At 53.4% G+C, this 15208-nt stretch carries 12 protein-coding genes; 6 read left to right on the top strand and 6 right to left on the bottom strand.

Annotated elements, in window-relative coordinates:
• Positions 1-49: 49 nt before the first annotated feature.
• Positions 50-757: an acyltransferase gene (locus BN8_RS23990; protein WP_009284538.1), complete on the bottom strand. Its 708-nt coding sequence runs from the start codon at positions 755-757 to the stop codon at positions 50-52.
• Positions 754-1992 carry a glycosyltransferase gene (locus BN8_RS23995; protein ID WP_009284539.1) on the bottom strand — a complete coding sequence of 413 codons (1239 nt, stop codon included), beginning with the start codon at positions 1990-1992 and terminating at the stop codon, positions 754-756. Before BN8_RS23995 ends, BN8_RS23990 begins: the two co-directional genes overlap by 4 nt.
• Before the next feature lie 75 nt (positions 1993-2067).
• Here BN8_RS23995 and BN8_RS24000 point away from each other — a divergent pair, with 75 nt between their 5' ends.
• The 6 genes from BN8_RS24000 to BN8_RS24025 are packed head-to-tail and all read left to right on the top strand — an operon-like array spanning position 2068 to position 10461.
• Complete coding sequence (locus tag BN8_RS24000; RefSeq protein ID WP_083882528.1) at positions 2068-2901, top strand: TolC family protein; 834 nt, start codon at positions 2068-2070, stop codon at positions 2899-2901.
• A 19-nt stretch (positions 2902-2920) separates the two neighbouring features.
• Positions 2921-5128, top strand: coding sequence for a GumC family protein (locus BN8_RS24005; RefSeq protein ID WP_009284541.1), 2208 nt, complete (start codon positions 2921-2923; stop codon positions 5126-5128).
• Between the two features lie 6 nt (positions 5129-5134).
• On the top strand, positions 5135-6520 hold the full coding sequence (locus BN8_RS24010; protein WP_009284542.1) for a lipopolysaccharide biosynthesis protein: 1386 nt from the start codon (positions 5135-5137) through the stop codon (positions 6518-6520).
• Positions 6504-7973 carry an O-antigen ligase family protein gene (locus BN8_RS24015; protein ID WP_009284543.1) on the top strand — a complete coding sequence of 490 codons (1470 nt, stop codon included), beginning with the start codon at positions 6504-6506 and terminating at the stop codon, positions 7971-7973. The genes BN8_RS24010 and BN8_RS24015 overlap by 17 nt, the downstream gene beginning before the upstream one ends.
• A gap of 30 nt (positions 7974-8003) precedes the next feature.
• Entirely contained in the window at positions 8004-9236 is a 1233-nt protein-coding gene (locus tag BN8_RS24020) for a glycosyltransferase family 2 protein (RefSeq protein ID WP_009284544.1), read from the top strand.
• A gap of 31 nt (positions 9237-9267) precedes the next feature.
• Complete coding sequence (locus BN8_RS24025) at positions 9268-10461, top strand: glycosyltransferase family 2 protein (protein WP_040006487.1); 1194 nt, start codon at positions 9268-9270, stop codon at positions 10459-10461.
• Here BN8_RS24025 and BN8_RS24030 read toward each other — a convergent pair.
• The 4 genes from BN8_RS24030 to BN8_RS24045 form a co-directional block, all read right to left on the bottom strand.
• Positions 10431-11663: a glycosyltransferase family 2 protein gene (locus tag BN8_RS24030; protein WP_009284546.1), complete on the bottom strand. Its 1233-nt coding sequence runs from the start codon at positions 11661-11663 to the stop codon at positions 10431-10433. The two genes, BN8_RS24025 and BN8_RS24030, sit on opposite strands and share 31 nt — an antisense overlap.
• Positions 11664-11784: 121 nt before the next feature.
• Positions 11785-12924, bottom strand: a complete 1140-nt coding sequence (locus tag BN8_RS24035; protein WP_009284547.1) for a glycosyltransferase family 4 protein — start codon at positions 12922-12924, stop codon at positions 11785-11787.
• Positions 12925-12996: 72 nt separating this feature from the next.
• A complete protein-coding gene (locus BN8_RS24040) occupies positions 12997-13980 on the bottom strand; it encodes a glycosyltransferase family 2 protein (protein WP_229368301.1) in 984 nt (327 codons plus the stop codon).
• A complete protein-coding gene (locus tag BN8_RS24045; RefSeq protein ID WP_009284549.1) occupies positions 13959-15206 on the bottom strand; it encodes a sugar transferase in 1248 nt (415 codons plus the stop codon). Before BN8_RS24045 ends, BN8_RS24040 begins: the two co-directional genes overlap by 22 nt.
• Positions 15207-15208: the final 2 nt, after the last annotated feature.

Consider the following 15208-nt stretch of genomic DNA (forward strand, 5'->3'; position numbering starts at 1 on the left):
CGGCCTTGCGAGTAATTCACACGGCCGCTTTGATACGATTGTTACGTACTTATAAACCCGATACAACCGGCACTCCATTCAAGGTGCCGGGCATGGACGGAGCAGGTTCCGGAGCGTGACCGTTCTGGTGCGTAGCAGAAACCCGGACCCACTGTTTCTTGTCGAAATCGTAGTGCTTGATAACCCGCGCCGGATTACCTACCACCACCGAATACGGCGGTACGTCTTTGGTCACCACGCTGCCGGCTGCTATCACCGAGTGTTTGCCGATACGCACACCGGCCGTTACGACGGCATTTGCGCCAATCCAGCATTCGTCTTCGATAACCACCAGCCCCGTCGTGACGGGTTGTTTCCGAATCGGCATAGTTACATCGTCGTAGGCATGGTTAAGGCCTGAGATGACGACGTGCTGAGCGATGATGACATCATTGTCGATCTGTACGGGTCCGATCACGACCGAACCAATACCAACGCGGGTATTAGCCCCCACACTCACCGGACCAACACCGTTATTGACAACGCAGTAATCTTCAATGGTAGCCCCCACACCCATCTGGAAAGGCTGAAACGGCAGCACATCAAGCCGAACCGTCGGGCGAACGACCGCTCCGCGCCCCTTGGGATGCATGAACGGATTGACGAACCAGCTAACCCATCGCCGTGGACGAGCCTGTCCTTTCGGAATGAGCAACCCATGGACGAACCATTTTAACTGCTCGTTTTGCTTGATACGCTGTCCCAGTGATGCAATCATACAGTTACCGGTTTTTGTTGAATAACCTCCTGCACAGCCCGATCCAGAGCCGCTACTGAAGCAGCCCACGTATGCGAGCGGGCAAATTGAATACACTCGTTCGGGCTAGCCGGCCCGCCGTCGCGCAATGCCTTATCTGTTAACGTAATAAACGAATCCGGATTGTCGGCCAGATACACGTGCCGGCTGAACATGGCCATAGCCTCCGTCTGCACCGCTACCACGGGTTTGCCCATAGCCAGGTACTCGTCAATTTTTCGAGGGTAGTTGCCCACCGTCACGGGATTCAACTGCTGCGGATTCATCAGCACAGCCATATGATACAGGTAGGCAGGCAGTTCGTCGCCCGGCTTAGGGCCCAGGAAGTGGACGTTACGTAGCGTGTGCAATCGGCTGTTCCGGAAGGCCTCATCTTCGGGACCAACCAGCACAAGCTGCCAGTCAGGGCGTTCAAGCGCCACAAACTCCAGCAGATTCAGATCGAGACGCAGTGCACTCAACGCACCCACATAGCCAATACGTGGTCCCTGAATGCCAGCCAAATCGACGGGCACAGCGTAGGACTGAGCCGGATCGAATCGCGACAGATCACACCCCTGCCCAATATCGACAGAACAGGGATTGTGCTCAGCCGCCAGCCGGGCCAGATAGGCCGAGTTGGCCGCCACCAGATCGGCTTTTTTCATCAGAGCCGGTTCGAGCCGGGCGCCGTGCAGTTGCCAGTACTCGACCGCCAGCAGGTTGTCCCGGCTGTAATAAATCATCAGTTCGGGCTGTAGCCACTCGTCCAGGTAGTAACTTCGCAGCATGTCACTGTCGTTGAACAGCACGATCCGCTCAAAGCCCAATTCCTGGATTGCCTGCTGAATTGACCGGGCCAGCCGCTCATTATTACGTCGGTTGAGGGAGTCGAACAGACGCCCATCGGGCAGCCGATTGATGGATTCGAGCGTTACCGTAGGATAAAAAGCCCATAGCCGTTCCGACACTTGTTGCAGAGCGGGTTGAGAAGAGGTTTTGCCCCCACCGAACAGGGCGTTGATTCCTCCGCGCCGAAAAGCCGTAATTCGGTCTAATGGCGGATTAACGTACAAAACGCGGCATTGTTTGGCTAGCTCCATTGCAATGTCGCGGCAATTGCTGCCAATTACCGAATCAAAAGGTTGAAGCCCCACCACCACAACATCATAGCCTGCTAACCCAGCCGGAATTGCATCGCTTACTAAATTTTCCATGGGCCTAATTCCCTTTGCCGTAACTTTCTGACAAAGAAATCAAATTATGCTCTTCCAACTACTACTCTTGCTATCATGAGGAAACGTATGTTTACTTTTCGGCCAGCAATTTTCTTTTCGGCCTTCCGATTCGGAAAACTTTTGTTCTTGGGTATCTGGGCGGTGATGAGTAGCAATGTGTATGCTCAAAACAAAGTATCGGGCGGTGAAGGAACCAGACCTACATCCTCAGCAGCATCCGTTATAAGTGATACGGTTTTCTTTGATTTGCAGCGTAGCATAGCCGACCAGCTCGTTCCATTTGACAGCCTGGTGCAAATCGGCCTTCGTAATTCACCAGCTTTAAAAGAAGACGACGCCACAATTGAAGGGCGGCTGGAGCGGTACCGGTTCACCAAAACGGTGGTGTTTCAGTACGTTTATCCGTTTGCCAACTTCACTTCCGGCAATCAGTCTTTGTATTCAGTTGGTACATTCAATACCGTTGATCAGTATCAGCTCAACAACGGTTATCGACTAGGTATGCACGTTCAGATTCCGCTGGGCGAATTTCTGGGCCGGAAACACCGCATGCGCGAAGCTTACGCCGATTATCGGACGGCCATTGCCAGGCGGGAAACCACAAAGCAGCAGTATCGCCGGGAACTCGTCCGGCTGTATCAGGCCATGCTGACGTCACAGAAACTGTTGCAAATCCGCATTCGTGATGAGCAGGCCACGAAGGTAGCGTTCGACATCGCTGAACTTGACTTTCAGGGCGGTAAGATCAATCCGGCCGACTTTTCACGGGCCAGTAACCTATATGCCACTGCTCAGGCTGGTGTAGCTGAACAGCGGGGCGCATTCTCTCAATATTTCTATGAACTGGAGACACTGGTTGGTGTCCCTCTGTCTGATCTGAAAAAATAAGTATCCTTAAGTTATCCGTATGAATATAGCTACGCTTCTCCGACTACTCAAACGAAATTTGATCTGGCTGGTGGCTCTGCCGCTTGTTACGGCTATTACCGTATACCTGCTCACGACAGATATGTCGGGGCAGTATGAATCGAGTGCTACGCTGTACACCGGACTGGCATCGGGCTATTCGATCCGAAGCGATGAACGCGGTAAAGTCGACTTTTACGCGGTTGCCAACTCCCTTGATAACATCGTAACAACGCTTGAATCGCCTAAGACAGCCGCTAAAGTAGGGCGTCGGTTGCTGGCTCGCCACCTGTTGCTGAAGAAGCCAGACCCCGCCGTATTGGGGGAGAAAGGGTTCAAAGCACTTCAGGAGACAGTTAGCGACAGCGTACGGATGCTGGTTGTAGTGCCCGGATCGGAGGATTCAACAGCCGCCCGCATCGATCAGTTGATGAGCCGGCCCGGCGTAAATGGCCTTACCGACCTACTGTCGTCGGCTAGCTCTCGCTACTCGTCCGACGGTATTAGCGAAAACTTGATTGCCAAGCGGGAGAATATGAGCGATATCATCTCGCTGAAATACAAAGCCGATGATCCGGCCGTGACCCAGCAGACCCTGAATCTGATTCTCGACGTGTTTGCGGATCGGTACATGGACAACAAAACGGCTGAAACCCGGTCGGTCGTTCGCTTCTACGAAAACAAAACCCGCGAGGCTGCCGGTAAATTGCAGGCTGCTGAATCCCAGTTGCAAAGCTTTGGTGCCGGTAATGACATCATTAATTTCGATGAGCAGGCTCGTACCACTGCGTCTGGTCGCAGCCAGTTAGAAATGGAATATCAGCGGGAGTTGATGAACAACCGGGCGGCCAGAGCTGGTGTCGCTACGCTGGAAAAGCGCATGAAAGAACGCGCTAACTACTTGACGACCAGTAGCGAGTTACGGGCTAAGCGGGACGAACTGGCGGCTGCTCAGGTTCAATTGGCCAACGCCGAGGTAATGGGTCGCGATGCTAAAACGCTCGACGCGCTGCGTAATCGGGTTACCCGCCTGACGGCCGATGTGCAGGCTGTGGTTCAGAAATATTATGGTGAAGGCAACTCGTCGGATGCAATGCCGCAGGAGTCCCTCACGAACGAATGGCTCGCTAAAGTACTGGCCTTTGATGAATCGACTGCCCGGCTGGAAGTATTTGAAAAGCGGCTTCGCGAATACGACGCATCCTTTAAAAAACTGGCTCCACTGGGTCCGCAATTAACTCATCTGTCGCGTGAGGTACAAGTGGCAGAAGAAGAGTACAAAGCCGTCCTGAATGGTCTGAACAAGGCGAAGCTGGAGCAGAAGAGCGTTGAAATGGCCAGCCCGATCAACTCCATTGATCGTCCGGATTTCCCGCAGAAAGCCTCAAACGTTACCCGTTGGCTGATCATTGCCGGTTCGTTCGTAGTGATGCTGTTCCTTGGCATTTTCGTACTCGCGCTCCGTACCTGGATGAACAACCGCCTGCAGAATCCGAGCCGGGCCGAGCAGATTACCGGCCTGTCGCTGGCAGCTGCTTTCCCGCTCATTCAGGGTCGGTTTGTTAACAGGTTGAAGTCGGTGAAACATTCGATGGTTGAACAGCTCCGTAGTGCCATTGTGGTCGAACTGAGCCAGCAGAGCCGGCCTCAGCCGTATCTTATCACAATTCTGAGCACCCGGCCGGCACAAGGAAAAACCTGGGTTGGCACGGCGCTGAGCGCCAAGTTTGCAGCAGCCGGCCATCGGGTTGCCTACCTGTATCCCGAAACCAGTGTACTGGCGTCCGATGAAACAGCCTCAGCCGGCTTGTCGCGGGTTCAGGCCATCAGCTACCCGGTTCAGGATGATTTTGTTGACACCCAACGAGCCGAGGTTCTCTTCGACGGACAGACGGACCCGCTACCAACCGACTACGATTATATCTTCCTCGAACTGCCGAGCCTGATGGAAACAGCCATTCCGGCCCACCTCGCGGCTCAAAGCAGTGTGTCGCTGGTCGTTGTAGACGCGCAGGCGGTCTGGACAAAAACGGATCAGTCGCTGGCTGACCTGTATCGCCGGGCTTCGCAACGGGGTTGCGTGCTGGGCGTCCTGAACCGCGTAGACATGGTGCTGATGGACGCTCTGCCGCAGACGGAAACCAGTGTTCAACGGCTGGCCCTCCCGGCCTCTACGACACCATCAACGGCCGTAGTCAAGTCGGTGTAAGCGCTCATGCAGCTTTCTGTCAAACGCCTGAGCCAGCTTCTTCGAAGTAATGCGGTGATTTCGCTGATGGGCAATGGCGCATCGGCCGTACTGGGGTTCGTCATGCTCGGTGTGCTGACCCGCATTATGCCCAAGGATGAATTGGGACGTTGGTTGCTGTTTCTGACGTATTTTACGCTCTTCGATGTGGTTCGTAACGGCTTCGTGCTTAACGGATTTATCCGGCACGCAGCGTCTGAACATACGAATGCACCTGTATTCAGACGGTGGGTAGGAGCTGCCTGGCAACTAAGCGCCCTACTCACCGGCTCTATCGCTCTGTTTATCCTGGGACTGGCCGTATTTGTTCCACTAATCGCTCAGTCAGGTCTGGTTCCAGCCGACTGGTTCAGTGATTCAGGTACCTCGTCCGACGGCTTTGGCTGGTTCCTGACGCTCATGCTTGTGTCGATGCCCGCGTCGCACAGCATGTGGTTCTGGCACGCTCAGTCTCGATTTACACCGATCCAGATCATACGACCGGGTATTCAAGCCTTACAGTTAATCCTGATCGGCATTGGCTGGGCAAAGTATGGTCAACTGAGCAGTACGTGGCTTTACCAGTCGTATGCTCTGGCTTACGGCAGTGTGAGTGTCGGCGTGGTACTGTTTGGTGGAAGTCGGCTACGGGACGTCAGGCGGGGAACACGGACAGAACGGCGAGCCCTGTTTGACTTTGGCAAGTTCAGTACAGGTACGCTATTGCTGTCGAACCTGTTGCGGAGTTCCAGTACGTTTCTGATCAGTGCCTTCCTGGGGCCGGCTGCTGTTACAGTCTACACCCTGCCCCAGCGGTTGCTGGAATTAGTGGAGATGCCAACACGCAGCATAGTGATTACGGCCATCCCTCAGCTTGTCGCTCTGCATCAACAACAAAAGGTTGGGCGATTTGCCGACGAATTTCACCGGTATGCCGGTCAGCTATGGATTGCCTTATTACCCGTAGCGGTTGGCGGTTTCATTTTTGCCGAGCCGCTGGTAACGCTGCTGGGTGGGTCTGGCTATGAGGACAGTGTGCTGGTACTTCGCTTTTTTATGATTTATGCAGCCTTATTGCCCCTGGAGCGGTATTCCGGCGTAGGACTTGATGCGTTAGGTTTACCAAACCGAAACCTGCAGAAAGTCATCATCATGTTGCTGGTCAACGTCGTCGGCACCGTCATCGCGCTGTATCTATTCAAATCTGTGGCAAGTGTAGCGTTTGTTTCCATTGCCACCTTCCTGTCGGGACTGTTGCTGGGCTTCCGGATGATGAAGCCTTACGCAGCCGTCTCGCTGCCGACCACAATACGTGTCGGCTGGCAGCAGGGGAGCTATTTATTAAACCGCGTTCGTCATGAGTTTGCTCGCTGAATCCATTCCCGCCCCCAATGCCCGCGACATAAAATGGGCCGTTATTGGTACTGCTGCTGCCATTGGCATTGGGGCATTTATTGCCGTTGGCAAGCTACTCGCCCTGGCGGCTTTGATTGGTATACCGATTCTCATCGGCCTGGCCGCTATCTGCCTGACCCGCCCTCTGGCCGGTTTGATGATTTATTTCAACATCAATTTTTTTATCCTTGGTCTCGGTCGTTTCCTGCCCGATGCGCCCTACGGTCTCTTGATTGACCTGATGCTGGTGCTTATTTTCATGGGTATCTTTTTCACGATCAAGCGAACGGGCGAACAACGGCTCCGGAATCCGATTTTTTACCTGGTCTTAGCCTGGTTCATGTACACAGTGCTGTTGTTTTTCAACCCGCTGTCACAGAGCCAAGTGGTGTGGTTTTTTGCTATTCGGGGGCTGTCTCTGTACTGGCTGCTGGTTGTTATAGCCGGTTTCCTGCTGCTGGATAACCCCAAACACCTGTACTGGCTCGTTACGTGCTGGCTTGTCTGGTCCCTGCTGGGCGCCTTGTGGAGTTTTAAGCAGTACTACATCGGCCTGACCCCGGGCGAACAGCAGTGGCTGGCCGAGGGGGGAGCCAAAACGCACCTACTCTTCGGTAAGCAATTCCGGGCTTTCTCGTTCTATTCCGATGCAGGCCAGTTCGGGGCCGATATGGCCCATGCCGCCCTATTCTGTGGCATCATGGTCATTGAGTCCAAAAACTTTGCCCGGCGGTTGCTATTTGCTGTACTGGCTGGGGTGTATTTCTGGGGGTTTGCCGTAGCCGGTACACGCGGTCCTTTGTTTATCTTCTTCGCCGGTCTACCGTTGTATTTTATCATCAAGCGGAACATCCCACTGATCATTGTCGGTTTTCTGGCGCTTGGTCTGGCTTTCTCGGTCTTGAAGTTTACTCGCGTTGGCCAGGGAAACTACCAGGTTCTTCGTATGCGTAGTGCGTTGAACATGGAGGATAAATCCCTGCAGGTACGTATTGTGAACCAGCTAATCCTGATGGAATATTTAAAAGATAAACCATTTGGCGGGGGCGTTGGGTCCGGAGGTGACTGGGGGCGTCGTTTTTCACCCGACTCGTTTTTGGGTCACGTAGCACTCGATAGTTGGTTCGTGAAAATCTGGGTGGAAGGCGGTGTAGTAGGTCTCATTTTCCATTTACTCTCGCTGATTGCCATTTGCATAATCGGCTTTAGGAATGTAAGCAGGCTTCGAAATCCGCTCTTTAAATCCACAATGATTGGGATTTATTGCGGCTTTGTTGGCATTCTGGTTGCGAGTTACGGAAACCAGCTCTTTGGCCAGCACCCAATCGATGCAGAAATGTATTTGACAATGGTCTTTTTTGCCATCTGTCCGAAGTTAGATAAAATGTTGCCAGGTCCGGAACTGGAACAGCCCCGTTTTTCTCTCTTTTGAGAAATCTCCGCACACTCATCTACCACTACCATGTTCGACTTAACCATTAACCACCCGTTCTTAGTACTCTTCACATTGTATCTGTTATTCAATGTGTGTTATCTGACAGTATATGCATGGGCGGGTGCGCTGAAACGCCGTCCGAAAAGGTTGCCGGAACCAGTCGCTACATTCCGGAAAATTGCGGTGTTGATGCCGGCGTACCGGGAAGACGCCGTTATTGTCGATTCGGTTATGGCCAATCTGCGTCAGGCGTATCCGGCCGATCGGTTCGACATTGTTGTGCTGGCCGACTCGCTGCAGCCCGCTACCGTGGCAACCCTGCGTAGCTTGCCCATTAAAGTGGTGGAGGTGGATTTTGACGTATCCAGCATCGTAAAATCAGTCAACGCGGGCATTGCGGCCCTAGCCGACACCCCGTATGATATTGCGGTGATGGCAGATGCCGACAACCACATGGCAAGCGACTTTCTGAGCCGCATCAATGCTGCCTTCGAGCAGGGCTGGCGGGTTGTGCAGGGTCACCGCACGGCCAAGAACACCAACACACCGGTGGCTATCCTGGATGCCGTCAGTGAGGAGATCAACAACCACATCTTCCGCAAGGGCCACCGGGCGCTGGGCCTATCGTCGGCCCTGATTGGTTCGGGTATGGCCTTTGAGTACAGCCTCCTCGAAGACCTGATGGCACAGTCAAACGCGTTAGGTGGTTTCGACAAGGAGCTTGAGATGCGTATTCTTATGAACAAAATTAAGGTCGAATACCTTGAGGACGTGTATATTTATGACGAGAAAGTGCAGACCGGCCATGTCTTTGAGAACCAGCGTACGCGCTGGATAGCCGCCCAGCTCCGTTACCTTCGGCTCGAACTTCGCTCCGGTATAACCGAATTGTTTCGGGGGAATATCGACTACGCCGACAAGGTTTTCCAGACGATGCTCCTGCCACGTCTTCTACTGCTGGGAGTACTTGTGTGGTGTACTATCGTTTCGGTGCTCGTTAGTCAGTCGCTTTGGTTCTGGATTTTTAGTGTTCAGCTCGTTACCTTGCTTGTCACACTCTACATATCCATCCCGGCTTCGCTTCGGCTACTCGTTAGCTGGCGAGAATTGATGCAGCTTCCGATTTTGTTTGTTCGTTACATTCGGTCAATTGCCCGGTACAGAAGAGCCCGTAACCGCTTTCTGCATACGCCCCACGGAACAGTTCCCCTGACGGCCGGCAATGGATCATTTGTTTCCAAAAGTTCACCCGTTAATTAACTCACGTTATATTTCGTTTACTGACAATTGTATGGCTACTTTCACTTTTCTGTTGGCTTGGGTTATTTATGGTTACACGGCAATCATCACCGTTTACCTGTCGGTGTATGCCATTGCCGGGTGGTTACGCCGGAGCCGGTCAGCAACTCCTTCTGTTGCTCCCACTACGCTCCGACGAATGGCTGTGTTGATTCCCGCCTATCGTGAAGATGCTGTCATTATTGAATCCGCCAGAACAAACCTGCGTCAACAATACCCATCCGATCGTTTCGACGTTGTTGTGATTGCAGACTCATTGCAACCCGATACAATAGCAACCCTACGCTCGCTGCCCATTAAGGTGGTACCTGTTTCGTTTGACGTATCGACCAAAGCAAAGGCCCTCAACGCGGCCCTGGAGCAACTACCGGGATCCTACGATGTTGCGGTTATTCTGGACGCCGACAACCACATGGCAAGCGACTTTCTGAGCCGCATCAATGCTGCCTTCGAGCAGGGCTGGCGGGTTGTGCAGGGTCACCGCACGGCCAAGAACACCAACACACCGGTGGCTATCCTGGATGCCGTCAGTGAGGAGATCAACAACCACATCTTCCGCAAGGGCCACCGGGCGCTGGGCCTGTCGTCGGCCCTGATTGGTTCGGGTATGGCCTTTGAGTACAGCCTCCTTAAAGACCTGATGCCTAAGGTCAAGGCGATGGGTGGTTTCGACAAGGAGCTTGAGATGCGTATTCTGAAGCAGAAGATTGGTGCCGAGTATCTCGAAGATGCTTACGTGTACGACGAAAAAGTGCAGTCGGGGGCGGTGTTTGAGAAGCAACGGACTCGCTGGATAGCTGCTCAGTTCCGTTACCTGAAGCTGAATGCCAAGCCCGGCTTTAAGGCGTTATTACAGGGGAATTTTGACTACGCCGACAAGGTTTTCCAGACGATGCTCCTACCGCGCATTCTGTTACTGGGTGTACTGATGGTGGGCTTCCTGATTACCCTGTTAGTCTGGGGCGACTTTCCGGTAGGCTGGTTTGTGCGGGTACAGCTCGTTCTACTGATGCTTACGTTCTACATCTCGGTACCGAGCAGCCTGAAATCGATGGTTGGTCTTACTGAATTAATGAAGCTGCCGGGCCTGTTTATCCGCTACCTGCGGTCAGTTGTAAATCATCGCCAGGCCCGGCATACCTTTATTCACACTCCTCACGGTACCGATTCAAGCGCGGGTTCGTGAGTCGAATTTGGGAGATCGTCCGCCCGGCGGGCTTTCTCCCAAATACCATTATGGCCTCCACGGTGATACCGCACAAATCCCAGCAATACGCATACGTTCATAAACGTGAAATAAAAGGGCACGAACAATGCCTTGTTCCGAATGCGTCTGGCCTCCAGTTGATAACCGGCGTAAGCGGCCGTGTAAAACGTAATCTGACCGGCCAGCAGCAACCACCAGAACCAACCGCCGTCGATAGCCACAATCAGCGCGTTCAAAAGCACCAGAATAGGCAGGCAGAATGGCGTAACGGCCCAGCGCATTGCCCGGTGCGATACGTACTGAAACGTCAGCCAACCGTGCTTAAACGGATTCAGCAAATCTGTCAGGCGGGCAATTGATTGAAACCCTCCGGCTGCGATTCTTACTTTACGTTTCTGTTCTTCCGATACTGAGAACGACGGCCGCTCCATGGCGTAGGCTTCGGGTTCATAAACAACCCGGTATCCGCGCCCGGCCAGCCGTAGCGAAATCATGAAATCATCGAGCAGCGTATCGAACTCTACCGGTTCGTAGAGCGCCGTACGCATCGCAAAGAATTCGCCGGCCGCTCCAACAACCGTGTGTAGTTCCGTATCCAGTTTTTTCAGAAAGGATTCGTATCGCCAGTAAAGCCCCTCACCGGCACCAGCCGCAGCTTCACTGTTATCAGTCATGATACGTTTTTCACCGGCAACGGCCGCCACTTCGGGGTCCTGAAAATGCCGGACGGTATTCCGAATAGCCTCCCGGTTCAGCACTGTATTGGCGTCGGTGTAGATTACGAGGGAGGTTTTAACCTGCTTCATGGCCCGGTTCATGGCTTCAATTTTTCCGAGTCGGTCGCCCCCCCCGATAACCTTCAGGTTTGGGTATTTGGTCTGTTCCTGCTGCAAGTACGCGATGGAGCCGTCGGTCGACCCTTCGGCCACAAACAATAGACTCAGTTTATCGGCAGGATAATCGAGGGAAAGGCAGTTCGCCAGTTTGTCGGGCAGACACCCCATTTCGTTGTAGGCTGGTACAACCAGTGTTACGTCAGGCAGGTACGTCGTACGCCAGTTGGGCTCAGCGTGACCCTTACCCAGCCAACGGCGAATTTTTACAATAGCCCATACCAGTACCCCATAACCGAGGTAGGTGTAAACAGCCAGAAAAAGAACTATCCAGAAAGCGATTTTCATAAGTTATTGAATGTCGGATAAACAAACCTTCTTTATACTCGACTGGGCAGCTTCTGGTCCGTAAGCGCCATGCCCCAAACCAAAAACCGCCCAGCCTGACTTTACTTCTGTATGCACTACGTTAAGACAAGGACGCGTACACCTCCTGGTAGGTAGCCAGCACTTCGCGGGCGGTTCGCTGCCAGGAGAAGGATTCGACTCGCCGAAGTCCCTGTTCCACTTTTTGCCGCCGAAGGTCCGGATCATTGTGAAGCGTAATCATTGCCTGGGTAATTTCTTCCGGACGGAACGGGTCAACCAGAACGGCTACATCGCCCCCGACTTCCGGCATGGAGGTGGTTGTAGACGTAATGACGGGTACCCCGCACGACATAGCTTCCAGAATTGGAAGGCCAAACCCTTCACTCAACGACGGATACAGATACAATTCGGCCTGGGCGTAGAGGCCGGACAAATCCTCCGCTTCGACGAATCCAATGAATCGCGTGCGCTCAGCTAAAAGCTCATTCCCCGGCTTCGCAATCAGTTCATCCCAGAATACGGGTGGCTTACCGGTTACGACCAGTTCCACATCGCCGTCGACTTTGGTAAAGGCTCCGAAGGCGTTCAGTACGTTGCGCATGTTCTTGCGCGGGTCCCGATTACCGAGATAAAAAAAGTAGTTCTCCGGGAGGTTATACCGCTGCCTGATTTCGGGTAACCGTTCCTTTTTCAGGGATTGAGCCAGCTTTGGGCTAACCCCCAGGTAGGATACCTGCACCTGCCGCTCGGGGAGCCGGAACAACTTCAGAATATCCTGCCGGGTGTACTCCGAATCAGCCAGGACCCGCCGACAACGTTTGGCTACCTGCGGCACAATCAACCGCCGGTATTGATTACCTACCCGCTGATAGAGCGTCGCCGTATTGTCGCCCTCGCTTTTCTCCATGTAGATCAGGTCGTGAATCGTTACTACCACTGGTGTAGTTGGGAAAAGCGGTGCCGTATTACTGGTGCAGTGCAATACGTCTACCCCATATTGTTTGGCCGCCCGGGGCAGGTTGATCTGCTCCCATAGCGCATAATTGCCGCCCGGAACGGTCACGATCCTGAAATTATCGGTTTCTTTCAGGCAGTCTTTATCTTCATCGTCTTTTACAAAGACGACGTACTCGTTCTTCTTATCCAGTTGTTGAAGCGCCTTAATCACCTCCAGCACGTAAATATCCATCCCGTGCTTTTCACGTCGAAACAGTCGCTGGCCTTCAATACCAATTCGCATGGTTGAGTGGTTTATTTGTTTTCACAGTGACGCAGAAGAATAGCAGACAGCCGAGCCGGTCGCCCACCATTTTCACTTTGTTAGCCAGCCACTTATCACCCCCCGACCAAACGCCTTCAGGTGCGTGAACTGACGCCGGGCTGCATACGTCAGCATGTGTTTTGGTACGGCTAACCCCGTAAAGAATAGCCCGAATGCCATCCGCTGCGGTAAGGGTGTGTTCCGGCGCATATACAGAATACGGTTTCGGGTCATGTAGTATACCTTCAGCGGGCTGGTCTTACCAACCGAAGCCGATTCTTTGTGGAATATCAGCGCTGTCGGCTGGAAATAAATCGTGTAGCCGCCCCGCCGGATTCGGGCCGACCAATCCAGTTCTTCGTAGTAAAGAAAAAACTGCTCGGCAAACATGCCTACCTGTTCGGCAACGGACCGACGTACCAGCATCGCACAACCATGCGCAAAGTTGGTCGGGCCAGGCGTATCGAAGCGGCCATCGTCGACCTGATGACTGCCTACCATACCCGCCTGGCCCGTGTACAGATTCATGGGATGATAGCCTGCATACTGAATTACGTCGGGCTGGTCGAAGAATCGGATTTTAGGGCAAACAACACCGATAGTCGAATCGGCCAGCATGGGTTCCATCAGTTGGTCGAGCAGATCGGGCGTAACCTCGGTGTCGTTATTAACAATGAAGTAGAAGTCCCCCTTAGCCGCCTGCATCCCTACGTTATTACCACCCGAAAAACCCAGGTTTTCGCCTGTCAGCAGCAGCGTTGCCTCCGGAAAGTCGCTACGGCGCACATGGTCAGTCGGATCTTCTTTCGACCCGTTATCCACAACGATAACTTCAAAATTTGGGTAAGAAAGCTGACTAACGGAGTTCAAAAACAGCCGGGTAAGCTCAGGCTGGTTATAATTGATGGTAATGATCGAAATCAGCGGCCATTCGTGGCCCGGCCATTCGCTACCTCGCCCGGAGGTTCCAGGCGCAGTCGACGCGGCCAGGTCGTCCAAGCTGACGGCATTCATCAAACGTTCTCCTTCTGCCATACCGCCGTTATGGTTTTTAGCATAATCTGGAAGTCAGTCCGGAACGAGAACGTTTCGGCGTATTTGATATCCAGTTGTATTCGCTCCAGATCCGACATGCGCGGTTGTCCTTTGGCACGTTTCATCACCTGCCAGAGGCCAGTCAGGCCAGCCGGAGCGGCAAACCGTTGTGCAAAACCAGTGGTTGTCAGGCGCTCGGCCTCATACAAAGGAAGGGGCCGGTTCCCAACCAGCGACATATCGCCCAGGAGGATATTAAACAACTGTGGCAGTTCGTCGATACTGGTGTTGCGCAAAATACGACCAAGGCGCGTTACACGAGGGTCCTCGCGAAACTTCATGAACATTGCCTTGTTACGTTGTGTATCGCGGTAGGTGTGTTCACAAACCTGCTTGTCGTTGAGAAACAGAGGACGCTGACATTCGACACCCGCTAACTGGCAGTTCTGGCAACGCTCGGTTTCCGGCGCTTCTTCCGGTTTAGCCTGGCTGTAGATGTTCTGAGCGGCCAGCGAACCAATCATTGCATCGGCCCCCGTTCGCATGGTCCGGAACTTATACATATCGAATACGCGATAGCCATAACCAACCCGCTTGGAACGGTACAGAATCGGACCTTTGGAATCAAGGCGGATAGCGAGGGCGACAACAGCCAGCAAGGGTGAGAGGGCCAGCAGCGTCGACGCTGAGACAGCGACATCGAGCGATCGTTTCCAGATCGGCATCCGCGCTGGTGATTGCATCCCCTGGAGCGACCGGTTGGCTAGTGGAGCCGGAATCGTTACACTGGCAGTCGACCACGTTACTCCATTCACGGGAATACTGCGCTCAGCCAGGTATTGCTTGCGTCGAATGAGGTAATCAAAGCGAAGGCGGAGATCTTCTTCCGGAAAATTGACCGGGAAAACATCAATTGCTTTCAGTTGCATGGCTCGTCGCTGAACGGCCGGGCTCAAATCAGACGTCATCAGCAGCACGGGTGTGTTCTGCAGAAACGGGCTGCTACGGACGGTTTCAAGAAAACTCACCCCCCCTAACTGTTCATTAATGACCACCACATCTACCGGATTGCCCTCCCGCAGGTATGCGATGGCTTCCTCCGGCTCATCAAGCGTTTTAATGGCCACGTACTGACCAAACGCCCGAATGAACAACAGGGCGGCTTCCGGATCGCGCTCCAGGTACAATACCTGAAAATGCGGCCCGGTCGAAGAAGACGTAGCCATAA

Origin of the sequence: Fibrisoma limi BUZ 3, assembly GCF_000296815.2 — a bacterium.
Taxonomy (GTDB): Bacteria; Bacteroidota; Bacteroidia; order Cytophagales; family Spirosomataceae; genus Fibrisoma; species Fibrisoma limi.